The sequence below is a fragment of the Streptomyces prunicolor genome, assembly GCF_045162825.1.
GTDB classification, from domain to species: domain Bacteria; phylum Actinomycetota; class Actinomycetes; order Streptomycetales; family Streptomycetaceae; genus Streptomyces; species Streptomyces prunicolor.
On the sequence record NZ_CP108676.1, the window covers coordinates 1,294,238 to 1,320,026 of the forward strand.

Annotated in this window: 22 protein-coding genes; 14 read left to right on the forward strand and 8 right to left on the reverse strand. The window is 71.0% G+C overall.

The window, feature by feature from the left end; all coding sequences use genetic code 11:
- Positions 1 to 56 precede the first annotated feature (56 nt).
- Entirely contained in the window at positions 57 to 782 is a 726-nt protein-coding gene (locus OG588_RS05890) for a TetR/AcrR family transcriptional regulator (RefSeq protein WP_405946348.1), read from the forward strand.
- A 9-nt stretch (positions 783 to 791) separates the two neighbouring features.
- Here OG588_RS05890 and OG588_RS05895 read toward each other — a convergent pair whose 3' ends face one another.
- A complete protein-coding gene (locus OG588_RS05895; RefSeq protein WP_405946349.1) occupies positions 792 to 1,259 on the reverse strand; it encodes a DUF6214 family protein in 468 nt (155 codons plus the stop codon).
- A 227-nt stretch (positions 1,260 to 1,486) separates the two neighbouring features.
- Between OG588_RS05895 and OG588_RS05900 the strand changes: the two genes are divergently transcribed.
- Together OG588_RS05900 and OG588_RS05905 are read left to right on the forward strand one after the other, a co-directional pair.
- The gene (locus OG588_RS05900; protein ID WP_405946350.1) at positions 1,487 to 2,833 is read left to right on the forward strand and encodes an FAD-dependent oxidoreductase; all 1,347 of its coding nucleotides are present in this window, start codon (positions 1,487 to 1,489) and stop codon (positions 2,831 to 2,833) included.
- Positions 2,834 to 2,979: 146 nt separating this feature from the next.
- A complete protein-coding gene (locus OG588_RS05905) occupies positions 2,980 to 4,335 on the forward strand; it encodes a nucleobase:cation symporter-2 family protein (RefSeq protein ID WP_405946351.1) in 1,356 nt (451 codons plus the stop codon).
- Here OG588_RS05905 and OG588_RS05910 read toward each other — a convergent pair.
- Together OG588_RS05910 and OG588_RS05915 are read right to left on the reverse strand one after the other, a co-directional pair.
- Positions 4,332 to 5,618: an SGNH/GDSL hydrolase family protein gene (locus tag OG588_RS05910; RefSeq protein WP_405946352.1), complete on the reverse strand. Its 1,287-nt coding sequence runs from the start codon at positions 5,616 to 5,618 to the stop codon at positions 4,332 to 4,334. The genes OG588_RS05905 and OG588_RS05910 overlap by 4 nt on opposite strands.
- A gap of 75 nt (positions 5,619 to 5,693) precedes the next feature.
- Positions 5,694 to 7,019: a PHB depolymerase family esterase gene (locus OG588_RS05915; protein WP_405946353.1), complete on the reverse strand. Its 1,326-nt coding sequence runs from the start codon at positions 7,017 to 7,019 to the stop codon at positions 5,694 to 5,696.
- Positions 7,020 to 7,256: 237 nt separating this feature from the next.
- Between OG588_RS05915 and OG588_RS05920 the strand changes: the two genes are divergently transcribed.
- Together OG588_RS05920 and OG588_RS05925 are read left to right on the forward strand one after the other, a co-directional pair.
- On the forward strand, positions 7,257 to 8,207 hold the full coding sequence (locus tag OG588_RS05920) for a polysaccharide lyase family 1 protein (protein WP_405946354.1): 951 nt from the start codon (positions 7,257 to 7,259) through the stop codon (positions 8,205 to 8,207).
- 32 nt (positions 8,208 to 8,239) lie between these two features.
- The gene (locus tag OG588_RS05925) at positions 8,240 to 9,034 is read left to right on the forward strand and encodes a pectate lyase (RefSeq protein ID WP_405946355.1); all 795 of its coding nucleotides are present in this window, start codon (positions 8,240 to 8,242) and stop codon (positions 9,032 to 9,034) included.
- A 71-nt stretch (positions 9,035 to 9,105) separates the two neighbouring features.
- On the opposite strand, the gene OG588_RS05930 is transcribed toward OG588_RS05925, so the two are convergent.
- Together OG588_RS05930 and OG588_RS05935 are read right to left on the reverse strand one after the other, a co-directional pair.
- Complete coding sequence (locus tag OG588_RS05930; RefSeq protein WP_405946356.1) at positions 9,106 to 9,645, reverse strand: GNAT family N-acetyltransferase; 540 nt, start codon at positions 9,643 to 9,645, stop codon at positions 9,106 to 9,108.
- A gap of 49 nt (positions 9,646 to 9,694) precedes the next feature.
- Positions 9,695 to 10,450 carry a PaaX family transcriptional regulator C-terminal domain-containing protein gene (locus OG588_RS05935; RefSeq protein WP_405946357.1) on the reverse strand — a complete coding sequence of 252 codons (756 nt, stop codon included), beginning with the start codon at positions 10,448 to 10,450 and terminating at the stop codon, positions 9,695 to 9,697.
- A gap of 74 nt (positions 10,451 to 10,524) precedes the next feature.
- On the opposite strand from OG588_RS05935, the gene OG588_RS05940 reads away from it, so the two are divergent.
- Together OG588_RS05940 and OG588_RS05945 are read left to right on the forward strand one after the other, a co-directional pair.
- Complete coding sequence (locus OG588_RS05940) at positions 10,525 to 12,192, forward strand: acyl-CoA dehydrogenase family protein (protein ID WP_405946358.1); 1,668 nt, start codon at positions 10,525 to 10,527, stop codon at positions 12,190 to 12,192.
- Between the two features lie 86 nt (positions 12,193 to 12,278).
- Complete coding sequence (locus OG588_RS05945; RefSeq protein WP_405946359.1) at positions 12,279 to 14,330, forward strand: HEAT repeat domain-containing protein; 2,052 nt, start codon at positions 12,279 to 12,281, stop codon at positions 14,328 to 14,330.
- A gap of 91 nt (positions 14,331 to 14,421) precedes the next feature.
- On the opposite strand, the gene OG588_RS05950 is transcribed toward OG588_RS05945, so the two are convergent.
- Positions 14,422 to 15,006 (reverse strand): hypothetical protein, encoded by a 585-nt coding sequence (locus OG588_RS05950; RefSeq protein ID WP_405946360.1) that lies wholly within the window; start codon positions 15,004 to 15,006, stop codon positions 14,422 to 14,424.
- A 215-nt stretch (positions 15,007 to 15,221) separates the two neighbouring features.
- Here OG588_RS05950 and OG588_RS05955 point away from each other — a divergent pair, with 215 nt between their 5' ends.
- From OG588_RS05955 to OG588_RS05970, 4 genes are all read left to right on the forward strand, one after another.
- The gene (locus OG588_RS05955; protein WP_405946361.1) at positions 15,222 to 16,373 is read left to right on the forward strand and encodes a WD40/YVTN/BNR-like repeat-containing protein; all 1,152 of its coding nucleotides are present in this window, start codon (positions 15,222 to 15,224) and stop codon (positions 16,371 to 16,373) included.
- 118 nt (positions 16,374 to 16,491) lie between these two features.
- Positions 16,492 to 17,169, forward strand: a complete 678-nt coding sequence (locus OG588_RS05960; RefSeq protein WP_405946362.1) for a uracil-DNA glycosylase — start codon at positions 16,492 to 16,494, stop codon at positions 17,167 to 17,169.
- A 47-nt stretch (positions 17,170 to 17,216) separates the two neighbouring features.
- Positions 17,217 to 18,194, forward strand: coding sequence for an N-acetylglucosamine kinase (locus tag OG588_RS05965; RefSeq protein ID WP_405946363.1), 978 nt, complete (start codon positions 17,217 to 17,219; stop codon positions 18,192 to 18,194).
- Positions 18,195 to 18,299: 105 nt separating this feature from the next.
- Positions 18,300 to 19,223, forward strand: a complete 924-nt coding sequence (locus OG588_RS05970) for a sirohydrochlorin chelatase (protein ID WP_405946364.1) — start codon at positions 18,300 to 18,302, stop codon at positions 19,221 to 19,223.
- Between the two features lie 94 nt (positions 19,224 to 19,317).
- Here the strand turns inward: OG588_RS05970 and OG588_RS05975 are convergent, their stop codons facing one another.
- Positions 19,318 to 20,355, reverse strand: a complete 1,038-nt coding sequence (locus OG588_RS05975) for a lactonase family protein (RefSeq protein ID WP_405946365.1) — start codon at positions 20,353 to 20,355, stop codon at positions 19,318 to 19,320.
- A gap of 141 nt (positions 20,356 to 20,496) precedes the next feature.
- Positions 20,497 to 21,990, reverse strand: a complete 1,494-nt coding sequence (locus OG588_RS05980) for an FUSC family protein (RefSeq protein WP_405946366.1) — start codon at positions 21,988 to 21,990, stop codon at positions 20,497 to 20,499.
- A 190-nt stretch (positions 21,991 to 22,180) separates the two neighbouring features.
- On the opposite strand from OG588_RS05980, the gene OG588_RS05985 reads away from it, so the two are divergent.
- From OG588_RS05985 to OG588_RS05995, 3 genes are all read left to right on the forward strand, one after another.
- Entirely contained in the window at positions 22,181 to 22,657 is a 477-nt protein-coding gene (locus OG588_RS05985) for an Lrp/AsnC family transcriptional regulator (RefSeq protein ID WP_405946367.1), read from the forward strand.
- 19 nt (positions 22,658 to 22,676) lie between these two features.
- Positions 22,677 to 23,354 carry an HAD family hydrolase gene (locus tag OG588_RS05990; protein ID WP_405946368.1) on the forward strand — a complete coding sequence of 226 codons (678 nt, stop codon included), beginning with the start codon at positions 22,677 to 22,679 and terminating at the stop codon, positions 23,352 to 23,354.
- Between the two features lie 91 nt (positions 23,355 to 23,445).
- Positions 23,446 to 25,620 (forward strand): hypothetical protein, encoded by a 2,175-nt coding sequence (locus OG588_RS05995; protein WP_405946369.1) that lies wholly within the window; start codon positions 23,446 to 23,448, stop codon positions 25,618 to 25,620.
- Positions 25,621 to 25,789 lie beyond the last annotated feature (169 nt).

Consider the following 25,789-nt stretch of genomic DNA (forward strand, 5'->3'; position numbering starts at 1 on the left):
GACCCGGACGTCCTGAGTATAGTTGGCTGATAGCCAGTCAACGCAGGAGTTACAGCATGTCCCCGCGCAGCGCCTCGGTCAATGAAGAGTTGCGCAGGCGTTCCCGGGAACGGCTCCTGCACGCGGCCGTGGAACTGGTCAGTGAGCGCGGTTACGAGGCCACGACCTTGGGCGACATCGCGGACCGGGCCGGTTCGGCGCGCGGACTGGTGTCGTACTACTTCCCCGGAAAACGCCAGCTCGTCCAGTCCGCCGTGCACCGGCTGATGCACCGCACGCTGGAGGAGGCCCTGGAGCGCGAGCCCCGGACCGACGACGGGCGGGAGCGGATGGCGCGGGCCATCGACGCGATCCTGGGCCTCGCCCACGACCGGCCCGTGCTGATGCGCCAGCACATGGCGGGACTCCTCCAGGGCGAGGGCTTCGTCTCGTGCCCGGAGCAACGGCGCCTGTCCCAACTCCTCGGCGACACCATCGCGCGGTACGGATCGGGGAACGTCCCCTCCGACTACCCCATGCTGCGCGCACTGCTCATGGGCGCGGTCTACGCGGCGCTCGTGCCCGGGGTGCCGATGGCGATCCCGGTGCTGCGCACGGAGTTGTTCGAACGGTACGGACTCGACTGGGAGTTGGGGATCCCGCCGGAGGCCAGAGCGCGGGCCGGAGCGGTCGACACGGACCTGTCGCGGTTCTTCGCGACGGACGACAGGTCCACGCCCGCCCCCCTGCCCGCACCCCAACGCCCGGCCGACGACCGCCCGACCGAGCCCTCCGACGTGTAACGGCCTTGCTCAGCGCCGGGCATGACGAGGCGTCAGAAACCCCGCGTCCCGCGCCTGCGAAATGAGCCGAAGGGACCGGCGCCGACTGTGCCCGGTCGCGCACATCACCGCGAGGACGGGATCGACGCCCTCCTCCTGCGCGGCGCGGTACTCCTGCGCGATCTGCCACCGCCCCTCGATGCCACGCGGCCAGGCCGGCCGCGCCCGGCGCGCGCCGCCCGACTCCGACTCCTCCCCCGTCTCCGGCGACTCCAGCCCGCACGCCTCGAAGAGCGGACCCTCGATCCAGTCGGCCAGCACCGTCAAGTCATCGAGGGACAGGGCCGGTTGGGCCCGTACGTCCTCGACGGAGACCTGCTGCTCGGACACCACGGCGAGCGCGTCGACCCGGGCACCGTCGGGGAAGGCCAGCCGGACGTGGAACCACGAGGTGGCGCCGTCGTGCTCCTGAACTTCCCACGCGGGCCACACGGACACCGCACCGTCCGCCGGGGAGCGATCGGAAAGATTAACAAAGGATGCTTCTAGCACATACGCAACGTAACCGCATGATCACATTCCATACGAACGGACACGCGCGCTCCCAGCGCGTACGGATGCGTTCGGCACCCTGTCAGCGGAGCACCGGTGGTGCGATCCTGGAGTCGTCAGTGGTCTGGCGAATCAGCGTTCTCCTGTGTGCCTGACGGGTGAGGAGTTCCGCCGTGCTGCGTGTCGCCGTCGTCGGCTCCGGGCCGAGCGGGGTCTACACCGCCCAGAGTCTGGTCCAGTTGGAGCCCGGGGTACTGGTCGACGTCCTGGACCGACTCCCGTGCCCGTACGGTCTGGTGCGCTACGGCGTGGCGCCGGACCACGAGAAGATCAAGTCGCTGCAGAACAACCTGCGCGCGGTCCTGGAGCACGGGCGGGTGCGGTTCCTCGGCGGGGTGCTCGTGGGGCCCGGCGGACTGCCGGCCGCGCGGCTGCGGGAGCTGTACGACGCCGTCGTGTACTGCGTGGGCGCCGCCACCGACCGCCACCTGGGGATTCCCGGCGAGGAATTGCCGGGCAGCTGGTCGGCGACCGAGTTCGTCTCCTGGTACAGCGCCCACCCGGACTCCACCGCCGACGGTTTCGTGCTCGGCGCGCGTGCGGCCGTCGTCATCGGCGTGGGCAATGTCGCCGTGGACGTCACGCGGATACTGGCGCGCGGCGCGACCGAGCTGAGCCGCACCGACATCCCGCAGGCCGCCCTCACCGCACTGGCCGCCAGCGGGATCACGGACATCCACATGGTCGGCCGGCGCGGCCCCTCGCAGGCCCGCTTCACCACCAAGGAGCTTCGCGAACTGGGCGGCCTCCCGGACACCGAAGTGACCGTGGATCCGGCCGAGTTGGCGCTCGACCCGGGCTGCCTCGACCTCGCCGCCCTGCCCGCGGGCCAACGCCGCAACGTGGAGGCGCTCCGCACCTGGGCGCACCCGCCCACCCGCGACACCCCACGCCGTATCCACCTCCGCTTCTTCCTCCGCCCCGTCGAACTCCTCGCCGACGCGGGGCACGTGGGCGCGGTCCGCTTCGAGCGCACTGCACCGGACGGGCAGGGCGGAGTGGTCGGCACGGGTCAATTCGAGGAGATCGAGGCGCAGTTGGTGCTGCGCTCGGTGGGCTATCGCGGGGTGCCGCTGGACGGGCTGCCGTTCGACGCCGCGCAGGGCACCGTGCCGCACCGGGCGGGCCGGGTCGTACGCGAAGGACGGACCGTGCCCGGCGAGTACGTGGCCGGCTGGATCAAGCGGGGCCCGACCGGTGTCATCGGCACCAACCGACCGGACGCCAAGGAGACGGTGACGTCCCTGCTCGCGGACGCCTCCACGCTCGTGGCGAAGGAGCTGTCCGAAGATCCCCTCGCCGTGCTGCGGGCGGAGGGTGTCGAGCCGGTCGAGTGGGGCGGGTGGGAGGCCATCGAGCGGGCCGAGGCGGAGTTGGGGGCCTCGCTCGGGCGGGGTGGTGTGGTCAAACTGCCTGACTGGGACGCCCTGCTGGCGGCGGTACGTGGGGCGCACACATAACGGCGTGCGGAGCGCACGCGTAGCAGCTGGGCATGACACACAGCGGCAACAACCCAGAAATCAACAAACTGTTCAAGGCGCTTACGGTCTCGTTCTGTTCGCATGTTCTCTCCCCCTTTCTCCCTCTCCGCCGCTCAGGAGTGCCCATGGCCACGACCACACCCGTGCATCCCGTCGACGAGGTCCCACCCGTACGGCAACTGGCCGCCTTCGGGCTCCAGCACGTGCTCGCGATGTACGCGGGCGCGGTCGCGGTGCCGCTGATCGTGGGCGGGGCGATGAAGCTGTCGGCCGCCGATCTGGCGTATCTGATCACCGCGGACCTGCTGGTGTGCGGCATAGCCACGCTCATCCAGTGCATAGGTTTCTGGCGGTTCGGCGTGCGGCTGCCGATCATGCAGGGCTGTACGTTCGCCGCGGTGTCGCCGATGGTGCTGATCGGTACGACGGGCGGCGGACTGCCCGCGATCTACGGGTCCGTAATCATCGCGGGGCTCGCCATCGCGCTGCTGGCCCCCGTCTTCGGCAGGCTGCTGCGCTTCTTCCCGCCGCTGGTCACCGGCACGGTGATCCTGATCATCGGCCTGTCGCTGCTGCCGGCGGCGGGCAACTGGGCGGCCGGCGGGCAGGGCGCGAAGGACTTCGGTGAGCCGAAGAACATCGCTCTCGCCGCGTTCGTCCTCGCGGTCGTCCTCGGTGTGCAGCGGTTCGCGCCGGCCTTCCTGAGCCGGATCGCGGTGCTGATCGGCATGGCCGTGGGGCTTGTGGCCGCGGTGGTGTTCGGGTTCACGGACTTCAGCGGGGTCGGGGACGCCGACTGGGTCGGCATCAGCACGCCGTTCCACTTCGGTACGCCCACCTTCCACGCCTCGGCGATCGTGTCGATGCTGGTGGTGGCGCTGGTGACGATGACCGAGACGACCGGTGACCTGATCGCGGTGGGCGAGATGACCGACCGCAAGATCGAGCCGCGTTCGCTCGCCGACGGGCTGCGCGCCGACGGCCTCTCCACCGTCCTCGGCGGCATCTTCAACACCTTCCCGTACACGGCGTACGCCCAGAACGTCGGCCTCGTCGGCATGACCCGGGTGCGCAGCCGCTGGGTCGTCGCCGTCGCCGGCGGCATCCTGGTCGTCCTCGGCCTGCTGCCCAAGCTGGGTGCGGTCGTCGCGGCGATACCGGCGCCGGTGCTCGGCGGCGCGGGCCTGGTCATGTTCGGCACGGTCGCCGCGAGCGGTCTGCGCACCCTGACCCAGGTCGACTTCAAGGACAACCACAACCTCACCGTCGTCGCCGTCTCGGTGGCCGTGGGCGTGCTCCCGGTCGGGGTACCGACGATCTACGCGCAGTTCCCCGACTGGTTCCAGACGGTGATGAACAGCGGCATCAGCGCGGGCTGCCTGACGGCGATCGTGCTGAACCTGCTCTTCAACCACCTTCCGGCGAAGGGCAGTTCACCCGCGACCGCCCCGTCCGCCGCCGTGCAGGAGCCGGCCGCCTAACGCAGCAGTCCGGCGGGGACCGTCGCGGCCAACACCCCGTACCCCGCCGGGTTGAGATGCAGCCAGTCGCCGACCTGGAGGGCCAGGAGCAGTCGGCGCGGGTCGGCGGGGTCACGTACGGCGCGGTCGAAATCGAGGACCGCGTCGAAGCAACCAGCCGTGCGGATCCAGGAGTTGACGACCTGACGGGAGGACTCGCGTTCGCCCGCCGGGTCGTCGTACGTGTTGCCGCCGAAGGGGAGCAGGGTCGCACCGTAGACGCGGATGCCCTGGGCGTGGGCGCGGACGACGATCTGGCCGTAGGCAGCCAACAGGTCTTCCGTTAGCCGGTGTTGGGCGGCGGGGGTCGCGACCGCGGTGCCGATGTCGTTGACGCCCTCGAAGACGATGAGGCGGGTGACTCCGCTGCGGGAGAGGACGTCGCGGTCGAGGCGGGCGAGGACGTTGGGGCCGAGGCCGTCGTTGAGGACGCGGTTTCCGCCGGCGGCCTGGTTCAGGATCGCCACGGCGCCGGTGTCGGGGTGGGTGCGGAGGCGGTCGTAGAGCTGGTCCGGCCAGCGGTCGTTGGCGTTGGTCGTGGAGCCCCGGCCGTCGGTGAGCGAGTCGCCCAGGATCGCTACGGCCCTGGTGGCGCGCGGGGCCAGGACCTCCACGTCGCTCAGCAGATACCAGTGGTCGACCGGGGTCGCCCCGGGCAGCAGGTCCTGGTCCTCGGTGTGGTCGCCGGTGCGGAGGTACGACGTCGTGCGCGAGCCGGGGTGCGAGGTGAGCGCGAGCGAGGGCTGGCCCGTCGCCAGGTAGGTCGTCACGGTCAGGACGGACGCGGGACGCAGGTCCAAGTCCAGTGGGTCGGAGACCAGTTGGGCACCGACGGGGACGGTCGCCGATCTGCGTCCGGCGAAAGTGACCGGGATGCTGCTGCCGGGCACGATCGCGCTCGCTCCCGCCTTGCCGTCCTGCGGGAGGGCCAGTGTCACGGCGGTGAGCGGGAGCGGTGTGTCGCCGTAGGCGTTGGAGAAGCGCAGGCGCAGCTTCCGGCCGCCGGTGGTGACGCGGAGTGTCTGGCGCAGGGTGGTGTCGACCAGGACCGACCTGGTTCCGGTGAAGGGTGCGGGTGGGAGATTGCCGGGCTCGGTGAGTTGAGGCATCGCCGTCCAGGTCGTCACCCAGTGCGCGACAGCAGGCGCCGAACTCCCCTCGGCGCGTGCGGGGTTGGTGGCGACCAGGGCCGACAGCGCTGTGGTTGTGGTGGCGACGATCGCCGTCCGTCTCGTTGGCTGCACAGAACCGGCCTTCCTCGGCTGGGAGTTGAGGGCGAGGATGCGCGCCGGAGGTGACGGCGCGCACCCTGAACGGGGTCAACCGACCGTGCAGGCCGTCCCGTTGAGCGTGTAGGCCGTCGGCGCCGCGCTGTTGCCGGTGTGGTTCGCCTGGTAGCCGATGGTCACGCTCGCGTTGGGGGCGATCGTGCCGTCGTACGAGACATTGGTGGCCGTCACCGTGCCGGAGGCCGGTGTGTAGGTGGCGCCCCAGCCGTTGGTGATGGTCTGGCCGGCGGGCAGCGAGAAGCCCAACTGCCAGCCGTTGACGGCATTTGTACCGGTGTTGGCGATGGTCACGGAGGCGGTGAGGCCGGTGTTCCAGGCGCTGGTCGTGACGGTCACCTTGCAGGGGCCGGTCGAGGGCGGGGGTGTGGTGCCGCCGCCGGTCAGGCCGAAGAAGGTGAGGACGCGGGCGCCCATGCCGTAGGTGTAGAGGTTGTGGGTGACACCCTGGAGGCTGATCGCCTCGACGGGGGCCTGGTCACCGGTGGCGCCGTAGCGGGTGCGGGTCCAGCCGGTCGCCGGGGTGTCGGTGGCGGCCGGGGTCTGGCTGACGCCCTGCACGTTGGTCCACTGTTTGATCTCCTCGCCGAAGTTGGGGTAGCGCAGCGTGTCGTCCGCGGTGCCGTGCCACAACTGCATGCGAGGGCGCGGGCCGGTGTAGCCGGGGTCGGCGCCCCGGACCAAGTCGCCCCATTGCTGCGGGGTTTGGATGACCGTGCCGTTCGCGCAGGCCGTGTTCCACTCGGAGCCGTCGGTGGTGGCGAAGCAGCCGAACGGTACGCCGGCGAAGGCGGCGCCCGCCGCGAACACGTCGGGGTAGTCGCCGAGCAGGACGTTCGTCATCATCGCGCCGGAGGAGATGCCCAGGGCGAAGACGCGGGAGGTGTCGGCGGAGTAGGTGCTGGTCACCCAGTCGACCATGGACTTGATGCCGACCGGGTCGCTGCCGCCGTCGCGGTGCAGGGCCTGGGGCGAGGAGACGTCGAAGCACTTGCTGGCCCGGGTGACCGACGGGTAGACGACGATGAAGCCCAACTGGTCGGCCAGCGAGGCGTATTCGGTGCCGGAGTACATCGCCGGGCCCGATCCCCCGCAGTAGTGCACGGCCACGACGATCGCCGGGTGCGCGGTGACGGCGGCCGGGACGTACACGTACATCTGAAGGTTGCTCGGGTTGGTGCCGAAGCCGGTGACCTCGGTGAGGGCGGCGGTGGGGACGGCCTCGGTGCGGGCGGTGGCCGGGGGTGCCATGAGGGTCAGGGCCGCGAGTAAGGGCACCAGCGCTCCGAAGAGGGCGACGAGTACCGAACGCGGCGGTTTTCTCGATGACTTGAGGGTGTCGGCGGCTGTGGGGCGCACGTCATCGTCCCTTCCTGATCGCGGCTCGTGCGGCATCTTTCGGGGAGAACAATCGGCATCGTGACATGGACATGGGTGCCATGGAAGCGCTCCCACGCTTCGAATAGTTTCTGCACAAACGTTGACTAGAAAGCGCTTGCACCCTACGTTCCGTTCAGAAGTGTGACCGCGCGATCCTTCATGGTGCACATCGTTCACGTACACGATCACCCCATCCCCTCGAAGGGACGCACCCGCATGCGTACTCGAAGATCAGCTCTGGCGGCGACCGCTCTCGCCGTAGCGGCTGTGCTCGCGCTCCCCCGGTCCGCGTCGGCGGCCGACTCCTCGCCGGTCGGTTTCGGTGCCGGGACGACCGGTGGCGGTAGCGCCACGGCGGTCACGGTGTCGACGCTGGATGCCTTCAAGTCGGCCGTCACCGGCAGCAGTTCGAAGGTGGTCAAGGTCAACGGCCTGATCTCGCTGAGCGGTCAGGTCGACATCGGGTCCAACACGACGGTGCTGGGCGTCGGTTCGGCGTCCGGGTTCACCGGTGGCGGGCTGCGGCTGAAGAAGGTGACGAACGTCGTCGTCCGCAACCTCAACATCAGCAAGCCGGTCGCGCCCGCCGACGGCATCACCGTGCAGGCCTCGACGCAGGTGTGGATCGACCACAACGCCTTCTCGTCCGACCTCGACCACGGCAAGGACTACTACGACGGCCTGCTCGACATCAGCCACGCCTCCGACTACGTCACCGTCTCCTGGAACACCTTCAAGAACCACTACAAGGGCTCGCTCGTCGGCCACAGCGACAACAACGCGAGCGAGGACACCGGGCATCTGCGGGTGACGTACCACCACAACTGGTTCGACCAGGTCAACTCCCGTATCCCCAGCCTGCGTTTCGGCACCGGGCACTTCTACGACAACTACGTCGTCGGCGCCGAGACCGCCGTGCACTCGCGCATGGGCGCCCAGATGTTCGTCCAGAACAACGTCTTCCGCGACACGGAGGTCGCCGTCACGACGAACCGGGACAGCGACGTGGACGGCTACGCCAACCTCAGCGGCAACGACCTCGGTGGAGCCGCCACCGAGATCTCACAGGTCGGCACGTTCACCAGCCCGCCGTACAGCTACACCGCCGAGCCCGCCTCGACCGTCGTCGCCTCGGTGACGTCCGGCGCGGGCACCGGAAAGCTCTGACCACTCCCCCACCTCGGAGAAGGAATCGGGACATGACTTCTTCCGTACGACCGCGCGTACTGACCGGCGGGCTGGCCGCCTTCGGCCTCTCCGTTGGCATGATCATGGCATCCGGCACGCTCTCGCCTGCCAGTGCCGCCACCTGGCCCACCGCGAGCGGCAGCCAGGCGGTGACCTCGACCATCTCGGTCTCCGGCACCAAGGACTACGGGATGCTGCGCCTGTACGGCAGCGGCGACCTGGGCACGGGCAGCCAGGACGAGGACCAGGGCCCCATCCTGGAGCTGGCCGCCGGTGCCGTCGTCAAGAACGTCATCATCGGCTCGCCCGCCGCCGACGGCATCCACTGCCTGGGCAGTTGCACGCTGCAGAACGTCTGGTGGGAGGACGTCGGCGAGGACGCGGCGACCTTCCTCGGCTCCTCTTCGTCCAACGTGTACACCGTCTCCGGTGGTGGCGCGAAGGAGGCCAGCGACAAGGTGTTCCAGTTCAACGGCGCGGGGACCCTCAACGTCTCCAACTTCGCGGCGCAGACCTTCGGTACGTTCGTCCGCTCGTGCGGCAACTGCAAGACGCAGTACAAGCGGACGATCAACCTCAACACCATCGAGGCCACCTACAAGGGCAGCCGGATCGTCGGCATCAACACCAACTACGGCGACAGCGCGACCCTGAAGGCGATCACGATCGTCGGGGACACCAGCAAGAAGATGATCCCCTGTCAGAAGTACATCGGGAACAACACGGGCGCGGAACCGACGACCAACGGCACGGGCGCGGACGGGACTTACTGCAAATACGCGTCCACGGACATCACGTACAAGTGAGCCCCCCACGGTGACGGCGGCCGTACGAAGCGTCCCCGCACGATGCTTCGCACGGCCGCTCCGGCACGAACTCAGCCCGACGGCACGGCCGTTGACCGCATGCCGAGCCACTGCTCGGCGTCCCAGGCCTCGAACCGCTCCACCTCGGTGAACCCCAACTTCGCCGCGAGGCGCATCGAACGGGCGTTGGCGGTCTGGGTGGTGAGCACCACCGGCTCGCCGGGAAGGACGCCGTCGATCCAGCCGAGCGCCGCCGCGCACGCCTCGGCGGCGTACCCGAACCCCCACGCCCGCGGCAGGAACAGGTAGCCGAGATCGACCATCCCCGCAACAGCCGGGCGATGGTGCTCCGGTGTTCTCCTGAGCAGGAGTTGGCCGATCATCGCCCCGTCGAGATCGACGACGAGGCTCCCGGGCCACCGCTCGGGCACCTCGGGCGTCGTGCGCTCGAGTTCGTCACGCGGGCGGGGACCGCCGAGGTAGGTGTGCGCCTCCGGCGAGGCGAGCAGTTCGATGAACGTCGTACGGTCCCGAGCCTCGGACCCACGGAGCACGAGCCGCCCGGTTCCGATCGGCTCGGGCGGCCAGGTCGCGAGTCCCAGATCATCCATCCGCGCACGCTAACAGACACTCACAGTCAAACCCGCTGAACGAAGCGGCTTATGCCGCGTTTCCCAGCGTGTTCGCGATCAACTCCCGCCGGTGGCGGGTGTATGCGGTGCGCAGGGCGGGGCCCGGCCAGTCGGTGGGCAGGAGTTCGGGGGGCAGGACCGGGTCGGCGAGCAAGTGCCGTACGGCGGCGGCCAGTACGGTGAAGCGGTCGGCCGGGCGGTCCGTGGTCGCGGCGATCTGGGCGAGCAGGGCCTCGGCCGTCTTCGCCCAGGCGTCAAGTGGCCACAGGTTCCCGGCCAGTTCGCGGGCGGGTTCCTCGGGGCGGGTGGTGAAGTGCCGGGCGACCGCGCCGAGTTCGTCCGGTCGGGGCCGTAGCAGATTGGCCGGGCGGAGCCAGACTCCCTCGCGGAGTTCGGCGAGGCGGAGGGCGGTCAACTTGCCGCGCAGGTCGGCGCGTTCGGCGGGGCCACGGCCGGTCGCGGTGACGACGGTCATCTCCCAGTCGCCGCTCCAGGGGCGGGTCTCGGGGTGTACGGCGGTGTCCTGGCGACGCTGGCGTTCCAGCAGGCGGTCACTGAGCCGGTAGACCGCGTCCGTGGTGCGCAGATCGCCGGCGGCCACCATCCGGCTGAGCGCGGCCCGCAGGGTGGAGCCGGCGACGCCGAGGGGTTCGACGGCACGGAGGAGATCCCGTACCGGCAGCTCGGGCGGATGCGTGCCCAGCAGCAGGCTGAGCACGACCGACCGCGCGGACAGCGGGCGCAGGCCCACCTCTCCGGACCCTTCTGACACGTTCATCCGCATGGCCTCGTACTCTACGTGGCAGTTCTCGTGTTACATCATTGATGCGATCGCATGAATAGTGCAACACTGGCCGTATGGCCCAGACACTCGCGCACATACCGCCACTGCCGCGGAACGCCACGCACGACGTCACCAACCAGCCTCCGCCCCTGACCCCCTACGACGCCTCCGAGGACGCGGCCCTGCTGGAGGGGCTGCGCCGGGAGGGTGCCGGCTGGGCCGAGGAGGACGTGCGGCGGCTCGGTCGGGCGGCGGGCGGCGCGGAGGCGCAGGAGTGGGGTGAGCAGGCCAACCGGCACGAGCCGGAGCTGCGTACGCACGACCGCTACGGCAACCGGATCGACGAGGTCGAGTTCCACCCGTCCTGGCACCGATTGATGGGCGTCGCTGTCGCCGAGGGGCTGGCGGGAGCACCCTGGGCGGACGAGCGCCCGGGCGCCCATGTGGCCCGTACGGCAAGGGGGTTGGTGTGGGGACACACCGATGCCGGGCACGGCTGCCCGACGTCGATGACGTACGCCGCCGTCCCGGCCCTGCGCGCCCAGCCCGAACTGGCCGCGGTCTACGAGCCGTTGCTGACGAGTCGGGTGTACGACCCCGTCCTGCGCGTGCCCACCGAGAAGCGCGGGCTGCTGGCCGGGATGGGAATGACGGAGAAGCAGGGCGGCTCCGACGTCCGTACCAACACCACAACAGCCACCCCCACCGCCGAACCCGGTGTGTACACACTGCGCGGCCACAAGTGGTTCACGTCGGCGCCGATGTGCGACGTGTTCCTCGTGCTGGCACAGGCGCCTGACGGACTGTCATGCTTCCTGGTGCCGCGGGTACTGCCCGACGGAAGCCGCAACACGTTCCGTATCCAGCGGCTGAAGGACAAGCTGGGCAACCGTTCCAACGCGTCCTCGGAGCCCGAGTTCGACGGGACCGTCGCCTGGCTGGTCGGCCCCGAGGGGCGCGGCGTCAAGACCATCATCGAGATGGTCAACTGCACCCGCCTGGACTGCGTGATGATGTCGGCGACTCTCATGCGCAAGACGCTCGTCGAGGCGGGTCACCATGTGCGGTACCGGTCCGCGTTCGGCGCGCGGCTGCTCGAACAGCCGCTGATGCGCAACGTGTTGGCCGATCTGGCGCTGGAGTCGGAGGCCGCCACGACGCTCACGCTACGGCTCGCGGGTGCGGCCGACCGCTCGGTGCGCGGGAACGGCGCCGAGTCGGCGTTCCGCCGGATCGCCACCGCCGTCGGCAAGTACTGGGTCACCAAGCGCGGCCCGGCCTTCACGGCGGAGGCCCTGGAGTGCCTCGGCGGCAACGGCTATGTCGAGGACTCGGGCATGCCCCGCCACTACCGCGAGGCGCCTCTCCTCTCCATCTGGGAGGGCTCGGGGAACGTCAACGCCCTTGACGTACTACGGGCGTTGAGCCGGGACCCCGGCCCGGCGGAGGCGCTGTTCGCCGAACTCGCCCTGGCGCAGGGCGCGGACGCCCGCCTGGACACGGCCGTGAGCCGGTTGAAGACCGGATTGAGCACGGCTGCGGAGACCGGCGCCCGCCGCCTGGTGGAGCAGATGGCCCTCGCCCTCCAGGCCTCCCTCCTGGTACGGCACGCCCCCGCCGCGGTCGCCGACGCCTTCTGCGCGACCCGGCTGGGCGGCGACTGGGGGCACGCCTTCGGCACCCTCCCCGACTCGGCCGACCTCGACACGATCCTGGCCCGCGCGCTGCCCGAAGAAGGCTGACCCTCGGTCACCCCCCGATTCCGCTTCGTTGTCAGTGGCGTGGTGCAGACTCGCGATGAGTTGGCACTGCGCCTGGGGAGGACAACGTGTTCACGGGGATCGACGAGGTCGACTGGGCCTCACTGCGACATGCGTACGGCAGCGCGGAGGACGTGCCCGGACTGCTCCGGGGACTGGCCTCCACGGACCCCGTCGAGCGGGCGGGCGCGCTCGACGGGATGTACGGCGCGGTGCACCACCAGGGGATCGTGTACGACTCGACGCTCGCCTGCGTTCCGTTTCTGTTCGCGCTCGTCGCCTGCGAAGAGGTCGCGGACCGGGGCGGGTTGGTGGAACTTCTGGTCGGCATCGGACGCGGACACGCACCGGAGGAGAGCGCGGAAGCGGGTGACGGGTCCGGGGCGGCGGACGCAGCCGTCCGCGCGGGCGCCGAGGTCTTCGCCGTACTCCTCGGGGACCGGGACTCCGGCGTACGCCGGGCGGCGGCCGAAGCGCTCGTCCGGTTCCTGGACCAACCCGCGCGCGTGCTGGGCCTGTTGCGACAGCGGATCACGATGGAGCGCGACGACCGGGTCCTGTTCGCCCTCACCGAGAGCGTGGGCCTGTTCGTAAGGCAGCATCCGGCCCACGCCCCCGAGGCGCTGGACATCCTGCTGATGCTCGGCACTCCGCCGTACGACCCCGGTCTACGGCTCGCTGCGCTCGGCCAACTCGCGGGCTGCGCGCCCGATCTGCTCCCCGCCGACCTGGTTCCGACCGTCGTCGAGCTGCTCGGGGAGCGGTCCGAGCAGCGCCGTTCGGGTCGCTTGACGCGCGACGATCCCGACGGCCCGGGCCCGGACACGCTCGCTGGACGGTTACGGCGACTGCGGCCCTCGGACGAGGAGGGCGCGCTGCTGCTGCGTACGCTGCACACGGCGCTCGGCGGGCGGGTGGGCGACCGGATCGCCCTGCTGGAAGGGCAGTTGACCAGTCCGGACGCGGCCGACCGGTGCAACGGGGTGTGGATGTCGGCGGGGTTGTTCCGCGAGTGGCGGGCCGACTACGCGGTGCCCGTCGAGCTGATCGGCGAGCAACTGGACGCGGGGGCGCGACCGTTGCTCGGTACGGCGGTGTCGGACCGGTTGCGCGACGCGGCTGTGTCGGTCCTGGGCGATCTCTTCCACCTGGCCGCGCCTGCCGCCGACCACCTCAACACGCTGGTGACCGCACGCCCCGACCTGTGGGTGCAGCGTTGGGAACGCCGGGCACCGACCCTGGGCGGCCCGCTCAAGGCCCTTGCCCGCAGCGGCGATCCACGGGCGACACCGGTGCTGGCCCAGGTGCTCGCGCAGCCGGTCGTACCCGTCGATCTGGGGCGCGTGATCGTCCACCTCGGCCCCTCCGCCGCACCGCTCGCCCCGGCGCTACGACAGCTGCTCGGCCGGGTGCCCCTCGATTCCGCCGAGGCGTACGACCGTGCCGTACCGCTGCTGTCGGCGCTGACCGCGCTCGCCGATCGGGAGGCGGTGCCCGAGGTGTTGCGGTTGGTGCGCGGGATGGCGGACGGGGTGCGGTCAAGGCCCCGGGTGGTGGAGTCGGCGGTGCGGGCGCTCGATGTGTTCGGGGGTGGTGCGCAGGGGGTCGTGCCGGTGCTGCGGGGGCTGTTGGAGTCCGAGTGCGCGGGGGTGGCGGCGGGTGCGTTGTGGTCGGTGGAGGGGGATGCGTCGGCCGTACTGCCGGTGTTGATACGGGAGTTGGCGGGGCCGGACGCGGTGCGGCGCCGGGCTGCCGCGGAGGTGTTGGCTCGGCTGGGGGCGTCCGCGCGGGGTGCGGTGCCCGGGTTGTCGCGGCTGGTCGAGGCGGAGTGCGTGTGGGAGCGGACGGCGGGCGCGTGTGCGCTGTGGCGGGTCACCGGGGAGGTGGAGGGGGTGCTTCCGGTGCTGCGTTCGGCGTGGGGGGAGCATCCGGGTGTGCGGGGCGTCATTGCCGCGTGTCTGGTCGACATGGGTGCGGCCGGGGCGCCGCTGTATGACCTGGTGGAGGCTGAACTCGCCGTGCCACGACGGCATTTGGTGCGGTCGGGCGGGCACGGGAGCCAGGACGTTCTGGAGGACGAGCGGTTGCTGGAGGTGTGCCGGGAGGTGCGGGTGGGGTGAGTCGGGGCGCGTCCGTGCGACAGGCATGACGAGAGCCCCTGTGCGCATGCGATCCGCGTACCAGGGGCGCTCGTGACGCCGTGCCGGGCGCTCAGCCCGTCTTGCGCCCCCACAGGGGGCCGAAGCGTGCCCATTCCTCGTCCCACTGCTCCATGCGCCGGCGTTCGAGCCGGATGCGTAGGGCTCGGGCGCTGACGAAGGGGACGGCCGCCGCGCCCACGCCCAGGAGGGTGCCGATCAGTACGGCCCGCAGCTGGGCCTGTGAGGCGGTGGCGGGCTTGGTGACCAGGTGGCCCTGCGGGTCGGTCCATACGGTCACCGGGGTGCCTATCGCGCTACCGGAGGGGACGCGTATCTGGCCGGTGTGCGAGGAGCCGTCCACGGCCGTCCAGCGGACCTTCGCCCAGACCGGTTCACCGCTCGTCCTGCCGGAGTTCGCCGGGGCGGAACCGGGCACGTCCTGGACCACGAGGGCCACCACGGGTTTCCAGTCGACGCGTTCCTGGGCCAGCTCGTCCTCGACGGACTGGGTCGCCGTCAGACCGGCGAGCACCCCGGCGAGGACGGTGATCAGCCAGGCGCCGAGCACGATCCACGATTCCACCGCATCGGCACGGCGCTTGAGCGGATTCCGCCGCCAGCGCCACAGCCACACCTTCGGACCTCGGAACGCCATCGAAGGCATCCTCCTCATGAACGCACTCACCTACCGAACCGCCCTCCCATACGGGAGACGTCTGCTCGATGCTCACGACGAATACCCCGACTCGACGTTCCCATGGCTGCCGGGCCTTCCGCAGGCGCTTCGCGCGAGGCCCCTCGCGGAACTGCCCCTGGAGCCTGTAGCGCCTCCCTGACCTGCGGTGATGCCGGTTCCAGGGGTGACTGTCAGTGGTGGGGTGCAGACTGGCCGGTGATGGGGGCAAAGTCGCCAAAAACGCAGCGGAGGTGACCGGCATGACGGAGGTACTGCTCGCGGTGGGCACGCGAAAAGGCCTGTTCATCGGGCGTAGGCGGGGTGGAGTCTGGGAGTTCGACGAGAGTCCGTACTTCAACGCGCAGGCGCTGTATTCGGTCGCCGTCGACACCAGAGGCCCCGCACCGAGATTGCTGGCCGGTGGTGACAGCTCTCACTGGGGTCCGTCCGTGTTCCACTCCGACGACCTGGGCCGCACCTGGGCCGAGCCGGCGCGGCCCGCGGTCAAGTTCCCGAAGGACACGGGGGCTTCGCTGGAGCGGGTGTGGCAGCTGCACCCGGCGGCAGCCGAGCCCGACGTGGTGTACGCGGGCACGGAGCCGGCCGCGCTGTTCCGCTCCGAGGACCGCGGCGAGAGCTTCGAACTCGTCCGCCCCCTCTGGGAACACCCCACGCGTTCACGGTGGGTTCCGGGCGGCGGCGGAGAGGGACTGCACACGGTCCTGACCGACGAGCGCGACCCGCGGGCCGTGACGGTCGCCGTCTCGACGGCCGGGGTGTTCCGCACGGGCGACGGGGGCGAGAGCTGGGAGCCGTCCAACTCCGGTGTCTCCGCGGTGTTCCTGCCGGATCCGAACCCGGAGTTCGGCCAGTGCGTGCACAAGATCGCGCAGGACGCGGCGACCCCGGACCGGCTGTACCTCCAGAACCACTGGGGTGTGTACCGAAGCGACGACGCGGGCGCGCACTGGACGGACATCGGCGAGGGCCTGCCGTCCACGTTCGGCTTCGCGGTGGCGGCCCACCCCCACCGCGGTGACACGGCCTACGTCTTCCCGATCAACGCCGACGCGGACCGGGTGCCCGCCGAGCACCGGTGCCGGGTCTTCCGTACGGCGGACGCGGGCCGGAGTTGGGAGCCGTTGTCGGCGGGGCTGCCGTCCGAGGATCACTACGGCACGGTGTTGCGCGACGCGATGTGCACGGACGGCGCGGACCCGGCGGGCGTGTACTTCGGCAATCGCAACGGCGAGGTGTTCGCGTCCGACGACGACGGGGACAGCTGGCGGCAGTTGGCGTCGCATCTCCCGGATGTGCTGTGCGTGCGGGCGGCGGTCGTCGGGTGAGGGCGCGAACTCCGTTGCGGCGAGGCTTCGTTCACACGCGCCCACGGTTCGGTCGTTCTCGGTCGGGCTTCGAGCACCGGTTGATCGCCGGGCCCTGTACGGCAGTAGGGTGACGCCCGTGGCACCACGACCGTTGCATGAGATTGTCGAACCGGGCTGGGCGAAAGCCCTGGAACCCGTGGCCGGACGCGTCGCCGGGATGGGGGACTTCCTGCGCGCGGAGATCACCGCCGGGCGCACCTATCTACCGGCCGGACCGAATGTCCTCCGAGCCTTCCAGCAGCCCTTCGACGACGTCCGCGTCCTGATCGTCGGACAGGATCCGTATCCGACTCCGGGGCACGCGGTGGGGCTGTCGTTCTCGGTGGCTCCCGAGGTACGTCCGCTGCCGCCGAGCCTGCTCAACATCTACCGGGAGCTGAACACGGACCTGGGGCTGCCCCAGCCGTCCAACGGCGATCTGACCCCGTGGAGCCAGCAGGGCGTGCTGCTGCTCAACAGGGCGCTCACCACGGCCCCGCGCAGTCCGGCCGCGCATCGCGGCAAGGGCTGGGAGGAGGTCACCGAGCAGGCGATACGGGCGCTGGCGGCGCGCGGCAAGCCGCTGGTGTCGATCCTGTGGGGCCGTGACGCCCGCAACCTGCGCCCGCTCCTGGGCGACCTGCCCTCGGTGGAGTCCTCGCACCCGTCCCCGATGTCGGCCGACCGCGGCTTCTTCGGCTCCCGCCCCTTCAGCCGCGCCAACGACCTGCTGGTCCGGCAGGGAGGACAACCGGTGGACTGGCGTCTGCCGTGACGGTTCCGGGGGACGGTTCACCGGATGACGTGGGCAGATTCCTCGCCGTGGACTCGGGAGGCTCCGGGCTCCGTGTCGTCGTGGGCGAGGTCGGTGGCAGCCGGACCTCGGCTCCGCTCTCGTCCGGGGAACCCGTTCGGACCGGTGCCCGTGGCATCGATCCCGGGCATTTCATGGAGCAACTGGCGCCCATGGTGCGGGTGTTGGCCGAAAAGGTCGCAGTCGGCGAGTTGAGTACGGCGGTGATCGGAGCCGCCGGGCTCGCCACCCTCGGGGACGGGTTGCGGGCCGAGTTGCCGGGGGCGCTGGCCCGGGAGTTCGGGGTGCGGACCGTCGCGCTCGCCGCTGATGCCGTCACCGCTTATGCGGGCGCCCTCGGGGCGCGCCCCGGTGCCGTGGTCGCCGCCGGTACCGGAATGATCGCGATCGGCACCGATCTCACCAGGTGGCGAAGAGCCGACGGTTGGGGACATCTGCTCGGCGACTGCGGTGGCGGGGCGTGGATCGGGCGGGCCGGGTTGGAGGCGGCACTGCGGGCGTACGACGGGCGGGACGGTGGATCCGGGGCCCTGTTGAGCTGTGCCGAGGAGCAGTTCGGGGCGATGGCGGGCTTGCCGGGCCAGGTGTATCCGCGGTCGGACCGGCCCGCCGTAATCGCCGCTTTCGCGCCCCGAGTCGCCGAGTGCGCCGCGGACGACCCGGTGGCGGCCGGCATCCTGCGCGCCGCCGCCCGGCACATGGCCGAGTCCGCCGTCGCGGTCTGTCCGGCCAGCGGCGAGCCCCACGTCGCGCTCACCGGTGGCCTGTTCAAGATGGGCGAGCCTCTCCTCGTACCACTGCACGAGGAGTTGGCGAAACGGCTGCCGCATGCGCGGGTGGTTCCGGCGGCGGGTGATCCGCTGGACGGTGCCGTGCGGATCGCGCGTGATCTTGCCGCGGGCGCGCTCGCGCTGCCGTGTGACGGCGTGATGCTGTCCGTGGTGAGCCCAAAGGGATTCCGTGGCGAGCCCAAAGGGACAAGGTGATCGCTTCTGATCCGTACGTAACTCATCAGACAAAACAGGACGGATACCGCTCACCTGCACCCTCCCCGAACAGGGGAGCCCAGGAAGCCAGTAACATGCCTCGCCATGAGCTCCCCCACTGGGCCCGCGTCCGGCCTGCCAGTACGAATGCCGCGACCTCGCCAGCCCGGGCGGCACCGCCGACCCGAGCAGCTGGCGGCTCCCGAGGGCGCGCCCGCGCTGGTTCTGGCCGTGCCGGGCACGCCCAGCGCCGCCACGCGCAGCCTCGCCGAGGAGGTCGTGAGCATCGCGCGCTCCGAGCTGCCCGGTCTCGACGGCCGCATCGGTTATCTCGACGGGGACGACTCCGAGTTCCCCACGCTGACGTCCGTGCTCGCGCACGCCGCTGAGGAGCGCACCGCACGCTTCGAGCAGGCCAGGGCCGCCGGTGCCGACGTCAAGGAGCCCGACGGGCCGGTGGCCGTCGTGGTGCCGCTGCTCGCCGGCCCGGACAGCGCGCTGCTGCGTCAGGTCCGCCAGGCCGTCATGGACAGCCGTGTCGCGGCCGACCTGACCGATGTGCTCGGCCCGCACCCGTTGCTCGCCGAGGCGCTGCACGTGCGGCTGTCCGAGGCGGGTCTGGCCCGTGCCGACCGCGCCCGGCTGTTCACCGTGGCGACCGCCGCGGACGGCATCATCCTCGCGTCCGTGGGCGGCGAGGAGGCCGTGCAGGCGGCCGGGATCACCGGCATGCTGCTCGCCGCGCGTCTCGCCGTGCCGGTGATGGCGGCCGCTCTGGACCAGGAGGGTTCGATCGCGGCCATCGCGGAGCAGTTGCGCGGGTCGGGTTCGCAGCAGCTGGCGCTTGCGCCGTATCTGATCGGCCCGGAGATCGACCCACGTCTGCTCCAGGCTGCCGCCGCCGAGGCCGGCTGTGCCGCCGCCGAGGCGCTCGGCCCGTACCCGGCGATCGGCAAGCTCGCGCTCGCCAAGTACACGACGGCGCTGGGCATCGCCCCGCCGCAGGTGCAGGGCGCGCCGGTTCGCTGACCCGACCGGCACGTGTAACGCCGTAGCGCCGAAAGGGCCCCTCCTCACGCGGGAGTGGGCCCTTCGGCATGCATGCCTGACAAACGCGTCGGATTCAGTCGAAGATCACGCAGGACGCGGCGGTCACCTTGATCGAGCCGCTGCGGCGCGGGACACCCGTCGCGGGGTCGACGGTGAACCAAGTCACGTCGCCGGAGCGCTCGTTCGCGACGTACAGGTGACCGTCAGCCTCGGTGAGCGCGCGCGGCCAGTGGCCCTCGCAGGGGACCGTGCCGACCAGCCGGAGCCCGTCGCCCTCGACGGCGAGCGCGGAGAGCACGTCCTCGCCGCGGGTCGCCGTCCAGACGAAGCGGCCGTCCGGCGAGGCCACGATGCCGGAGGGGTAGGCGGCGTCACCGTCCGGCGGGCCGGGCAGAACCGGCACCTCGGTCAGCGGCTTCAGTGCGCCGCTCTCGGTGTCCCAGCGGCAGACGGTGACGGTCGGGGTGAGTTCGTTCAGGACATAGGCGTGGCTGCCGTCCGGGTGGAAGGCCAGGTGGCGGGGGCCCGAACCGGGTCGTAGCGCGATCTCGCGGTGCAGTACGGGGCGGCCGTCCTCCAGCGTGCACACCCGCACGGAGTCGGTGCCGAGGTCGACGCTGACCGCCCAGCGACCACTCGGGTCGGGCTGGATCTGGTGGGCGTGCGGACCCTGCTGGCGCTGCTGGTGCGGGCCGGAGCCGGTGTGCCGGAGCTGTCCGGAGGGGCGGTTCGCCAGGGTGCCGTCCGGGTGGACCGGTACGGCGGTGACGCTGCCGGAGCCGTAGTCGGCGGTCAGGACGTGCCCCGCGAACAGGCTCAAGTGGGTCGGTCCCGCGCCGCCGACGCGCACCGGCGGACCGAGCGGCTCGGGCTTGTCGCCGTTCACGCGGTACGCGGCCACCGCGCCCACGGCCGTCTCGCTGACGGCGTAGAGCGTGTCCCCGTCGGGTGCCAGGGCGAGATACGAGGGGTCGGGGACGCCGTCGACACTGCTCAGGACGGTCAGCGCGCCGCTGTCCGCGTCCACGGCCGCCGCGACGACACCCGGGCCGCCCGCCGCCGTGAACGACCCGATGAAGGCCCGCCGTCCCCGCCTGTCGCCGTCTGCCACCGCTGTCCCCTCTCGGTCAGTGCCGTCCGGGGTGACGGTAGCAGCCGATCATGACCGGTCTAGACCAAATCCCGGAGCTTTCTGCGCACGGCCGTACGGGTCTCGCTCCCGTACCGGCTCACGTCTCGCACCCGTACCCGCTCACGCTCCGACGAGCCGCGAACCGGACCGTGCGCGCAGGGGTTCGGCGAGGTCGGCGAGGGCGCGTTCCAGGCCGTGGAGGTGGGCCAGCGCGGGCTCCGCGGGTGGCCGGGCGGATGTGGCCGTGAGGTGTGACGCGTCGCCGTCGGTGAGCGCCTCGACCGCGGTCTCCACGCGCCAACAGGCGGCGGCGAGGCGGGCGTCGTGGGAGGCCTCGGGGTCGGCGGCCACGGCGACGAGGCCGCGGATCTCGCGGGCGCAGTCGTCGAGCAGGGCGAGCACCCGGCGGGCCCTGCCCTTGCGGCCGAGCATCGGGTTCAGCGGGTGCACGAGGGGCGCGACGGACAGCCGTACCCGGCCCAGGAGTTGCTCCAGCTCGGCGACGCGTCCGGCGGGGTCGGCCGTCGCGGAACCGGCGAGGCGCGCGGCGGCCTCGGCGGTGCAGGTGTGGACGCAGCGCAGGGCGCGTTGGATCCAGGCGTCGGTGGTGGTGTGGGTGGTCACCGGGAGCACGAGGAGGACGGCCAGTACGGCACCGAGCGCGCCGACTCCGGTCTCCGCGAACCGCAGAGCCAGCAGGCCGGGGTTCAGGACGCCGAGGAGGCCGTAGAGCAGCTCGGCCATCAAGGTCACCGAGAGCATCATCCAGGTGTAGGAGACGGCGGCCGAGTAGAAGATCACGAAGACGCAGGCGGCGACCAGGAGCGCGGTGGGGACGGGGGCGCCGTGGACGGGGACGGCGACGAGCAGGCCCAGGGCGATGCCGAGGACCGTACCGAGGACGCGGCGGAAGCCGCGGACCACGGTCTCGCCGCGTGAGGCGGTGTTCACGAAGATCCACCAGGTGGCGCCGACGGCCCAGTACCAGCGCTGCCCGGACACCAACTGGCCCACCACGAGGGCGAATCCGGCACCGGCGGTCGCCTGGACCGCCTGCCGGGTGGTCACACGGGCCAGGCCGCGAGCGGCAGTCGGTGCGGGTACGGCGGTCGGGGGCAGTCGGCGTTCGTAGCACCAGAGGCCGAAGCGGACCGCCGCCGCGGTGAGGACGGAGAGGACAACTGCCGTGTAAAGAGCGGGTAGTTGGTCGCTGGTCGCGTGCAGGAACTGCGCCACGAAGAAGGTCATGAACGCGAAGACGCCGAGGCTGTGGCCGCGCGGTCCCCAGCGGCGGGCGTAGACGCCGACGCCGACCACGGCGAGGAAGGTGAGGTCGCGGGCGACGGGGTGGTCGTGCAGTTCGGCCGCGGCGGCGAGCACCGGCAGGCCCACGCAGGGCAGCAGCGCGGTGGTGACGGCCTGCCCGCGCACCGTGGGGTCCGTCACCGTGAACAGGGCGAGCAGCGCGGCGAGACCGCCGGTGACGGCGCCCGCGAGGGACTGTCCGGTCAGCCCGCAGACGACGACCGCGAGGCCGATGCCGAGGACGGCCCGAGCGGCGAACCGCAGCCGCGCGCACCCCGGGTCCGGAGCCACGAACACCCTTTTCAGCACTGCTTCCCGCCCCCTGCGATCGCCCCTGGACACCGGCCGAACACCGGCATGAAAAAGGCGCCGCGGAGGTCCGCAGCGCCATCGACATGCCCATGAGAGCATCATCGAGGCGAGTGGCTCAAGTGGCTCGCGATGAGGTGTGCCATTGGCGCAGTCGCCTTGCGCAGGGCCATTGGTACAGTTTTTTGTCATGAGCGTGGACGAACTCGACACCCGCATCCTCAGGCTGCTTCTGGAGCAGCCGCGTACCAGCGTGCGCGAGTACGCCCGGCTGCTCGGCATCGCGCGCGGCACGCTCCAGGCGCGGCTCGACCGGCTGGAGCGGGACGGGGTGATCACCGGTACGGGCCCTTCCCTCTCCCCCGCCGCGCTCGGTCACCCGGTGCTCGCGTTCGTGCACATCGAGGTCACCCAGGGGCATCTCGACGAGGTCGGGGACGCGCTGGCCGCCGTACCGGAGATCGTGGAGGCGTTCTCGATCACGGGTGGCGGGGATCTCCTCACTCGGGTCGTGGCACGGGACAACGGCCACCTGGAGGACGTGATCCAGCAGCTGATCAGCCTGCCGGGGGTGGTCCGTACCCGGACCGAGATGGTGCTGCGCGAGCGCGTCCCGCACCGCCTGCTCCCGCTGGTGGAGTCGATCGGCCGCGCGGCCGGGAAGTGACCCTTGGCATCCTGAACCCATGAGCAACCTCGGCGACCGATCGGTCATCTTCGATCTCGACGGAACACTCGTGGACAGCGAGCCGAACTACTACGAAGCCACCCGGCAGACCCTCGCCGAGCACGGCGTCCCGGACTTCACCTGGGCGCAGCACGAGCGCTTCGTCGGCATCAGCACCCAGGAGACCCTCGTCCTCCTGAAGGAGCGCCACGGCCTCAAGCCGCCGGTGGAGGAGCTGCTCGCGGAGACCAACCGCCGTTATCTCGCGCTGGCCCGGGCCGCCACGCGCGTGTACCCGGAGATGCGGAAGTTCGTGGAGCTGCTCGCGGCCGAGGGGGTGCCGATGGCGGTGGCGTCGGGTTCGTCGCCGGAGGCCATCGAGGCGATCCTGACGGGCACCGGGCTCGACGCGTCACTGCGGACCGTGGTCTCGGCGGACGAGGTGGCCCACGGCAAGCCCGCGCCGGACGTCTTCCTGGAGGCCGCGCGCCGGCTGGGGGCGGCTCCGGCCGACTGTGTGGTCCTGGAGGACGCGGCTCCCGGTGCGGCGGCGGCACACGCGGCCGGGATGCGTTGCATCGCCATCCCGTACGTGACCGCGCAGGCCGACGCTCCCGAGTTCGCGTCGGCGGGGCTGCTGCTGCGGGGCGGGCAGGCGGAGTTCAACGCGCAGGGGGCGTACGACTGGCTGGCCTGACACCTGGGGCCGCCGCGAGAAGGGGACCGTCGGAGAAGCCTCGCGGGAAACCCGAATGCGCCCGCTTGTTCGGTTCTGGGAGCATGCCGGAATGATCGACCGACTCGAACCGCTGGTCATCCGGCACACGTTCCGCGTCCCCCTCCCCACGACTCCCGTGGGTGAAGGCGCCACCGCTGCGCGGCAGTTCGACGCCGTGCTGCTCTCCGTGGGCTTCAAGCTCTCCGCGGACCTACTGGAACGGCTGTCGGGGCTGTCCGGGGAGACAGTCGTCGGCATCGCCGTTCGCACGCTGGGGACCGTCCGCGAACTGGTCGGCGATCACGTGCAGCACAACGCCTACTTCTTCGACTTCCCGGCCAACGTGCCCGACACCGTGGACTTCTGGATGTCGTGTGTCGCCGAGGCGATCCAGGACAAGGAAACCCCGGCCTCGACGCTCAAGCAGCTGCGGAACGGCGTGGTGAACCTCCTCAGCCTGCCGACCTACGGCAGGTACCAGCACACGTACGCCGAACTGCTCGCCGCGCACGACGAGTTGATCGCGGCGGCGGGCGACCGGCTCACGGTGATGCACGCGGGCGGCGAGCTCGCCGACGAACTCACCGCGCTGTACCTGGCGTTGGCCGGGAGCACCACGCCTCTGGGCGAGGAGCACCGGCATGATCTGCTGACCCTGGCCGAGCGATGCGCCGAAGGGCCGCAGCCCGAGGTGATCCCGGTCCGGGAGAACCGCGCGCTCGTCAACCAGGCCCGCCTGAACGTGGGTTCGGAGCTGCTGGTGGACACCGTCACCGATGTACTGCGGCTGGCCTGTGCCCTGTCGGACGGCGATGTGACGCTGGTGGAGCCGACCCGTTTCCGGTCGCTGTCCCGTCCGGTGCGGCGGGCGCTGCTCGCGGCGCTGGACTCGGTGGTCGCCGCGTCGCCCGCCAAGCTCGCCGACGTGGGTGTGCGCCGCGAGGCGTGGAAGCGGCTCGGCGAGCGGCTGCACCCCCACGAGTACCCGCGGTGGCCGTACGCCGCCGAGGTGTTCGCGGTCGCGCGGGGTGAGGTGAAGGCGCCCTCGTTCGACAGCCGGGTCGAGGAACTCCTCGCGGAGAACGACCTGTTGGGCGCGGTGGAGCAGCTGAAGTCCGCGCCCGGCAAGCTGTTCCGCGCGCTGGACCGGCTGCTGCGCACGGCGCTCACGCAGGAGGAGCGGGACGCCGTGGTGGCCGCCGCCGAACTGGTCGCGCCCGACGTGTCCGGCCGGGTCGTGCTGTCGGTGCGCGAGCATCTGCACAACAGGGCCCGGGAGACCGGGAAGTTGCGGGTCTTCGTGAACCGGCGTGGCCGGGCCTGGGTGATCGACGACGAGCGGTCGGTCGTAGGAGCGGTGGAGCGGGAGCGGCTGATTGGCGCGCTCGATGACGAGACGAGGCGTCGACTGCCTTCTCCGGAGCGGCTGTTGGTCGATCCGGAGGTGCTCGATGTGGCGTTGCCGTTGAGCGGGAAGGCGACGGCGGCCGGGCTCGGGGTGCTGCCGCGTGGGTCCCTCTCCATGATCGAGGGCGAGTTGCTGCGTTTCTTCGTGTATTGGAAGGAGAGGGCGCAGCGGACCGACTTCGATCTGTCGGCGCTGATGCTGAACGCCGACTACTCGACGAACACATGGCTGTCGTACACCTCCCTCACCGAGGCCGAGGGCGAGCACTCCGGTGACATCGTCGAAGCTCCGGACGGGGCCTCGGAGTTCATCAACCTGCGACTGGGCGCCGTGCGCGGTGCGTTCGTCGTGCCGCAGGTCAACATCTTCGCGGGCGAGGGCTTCGAGGAGGTCGAGGAGTCGTTCTTCGGGTTCATGCTGCGTGAAGGTGAGCAGCGGGGGCGGCCGTTCGAGCCGCGTACCGTGCGGATGAAGTCGGAGCTGCGCGGTGCGGGCCGGGTCGCGCTGCCGCTGGTGTTCCTGCGCGGGGACGACGGTCGCTGGCGGGCGAAGTGGCTGCACCTGTACCTCAAGGGCAGTCCGTCGGCGAACCGGGTGGAGGAGAACCGGGTGACGGTGGCCAACCTGCTGCGCGGCATCGTGGAGCGGGAGCAGCTCACGGTCCGGCATCTCGTCGAGCTGATGAGCGGGGAGGGCACGACGGTGACGCTGTGGGACGGCGAGGGCGTCCCGGAGGGTGGTCCGGTCACCTACATCGGTCTGCGCCGCCCGGACGAGCTGCCCGCGGGATCGCGGGTCGTGACTTCCGAAAATCTGCGCGACTTGATCCCCGCCTGACTGGTAGCGTCGGCTGCGGTGAGGCCATGAACGGGCTTCCTTCTCCGCTGCCTGCGGGCATTCAATCCAGTCCGTTCGCTTTCCTCGCCCTCGACGTTCCGTGAGGGGTGCCCCAGGGCGCCCCTCACGTTCTCTTTCTGCCAAAACATCGCTTCACGGACTTGTGGGA

What these genes read in the sequence shown, in the direction of transcription:
- OG588_RS05890 (WP_405946348.1), top strand. Translation starts at nt 57, where the DNA reads ATGTCCCCGCGCAGCGCCTCGGTCAATGAAGAGTTGCGCAGGCGTTCC.
- OG588_RS05905 (WP_405946351.1), top strand. Translation starts at nt 2,980, where the DNA reads ATGGCCACGACCACACCCGTGCATCCCGTCGACGAGGTCCCACCCGTA.
- OG588_RS05920 (WP_405946354.1), top strand. Translation starts at nt 7,257, where the DNA reads ATGCGTACTCGAAGATCAGCTCTGGCGGCGACCGCTCTCGCCGTAGCG.
- OG588_RS05925 (WP_405946355.1), top strand. Translation starts at nt 8,240, where the DNA reads ATGACTTCTTCCGTACGACCGCGCGTACTGACCGGCGGGCTGGCCGCC.
- OG588_RS05930 (WP_405946356.1), bottom strand. Translation starts at nt 9,645, where the DNA reads ATGGATGATCTGGGACTCGCGACCTGGCCGCCCGAGCCGATCGGAACC.
- OG588_RS05935 (WP_405946357.1), bottom strand. Translation starts at nt 10,450, where the DNA reads ATGCGGATGAACGTGTCAGAAGGGTCCGGAGAGGTGGGCCTGCGCCCG.
- OG588_RS05940 (WP_405946358.1), top strand. Translation starts at nt 10,525, where the DNA reads ATGGCCCAGACACTCGCGCACATACCGCCACTGCCGCGGAACGCCACG.
- OG588_RS05950 (WP_405946360.1), bottom strand. Translation starts at nt 15,006, where the DNA reads ATGGCGTTCCGAGGTCCGAAGGTGTGGCTGTGGCGCTGGCGGCGGAAT.
- OG588_RS05970 (WP_405946364.1), top strand. Translation starts at nt 18,300, where the DNA reads ATGAGCTCCCCCACTGGGCCCGCGTCCGGCCTGCCAGTACGAATGCCG.
- OG588_RS05985 (WP_405946367.1), top strand. Translation starts at nt 22,181, where the DNA reads ATGAGCGTGGACGAACTCGACACCCGCATCCTCAGGCTGCTTCTGGAG.
- OG588_RS05990 (WP_405946368.1), top strand. Translation starts at nt 22,677, where the DNA reads ATGAGCAACCTCGGCGACCGATCGGTCATCTTCGATCTCGACGGAACA.
- OG588_RS05995 (WP_405946369.1), top strand. Translation starts at nt 23,446, where the DNA reads ATGATCGACCGACTCGAACCGCTGGTCATCCGGCACACGTTCCGCGTC.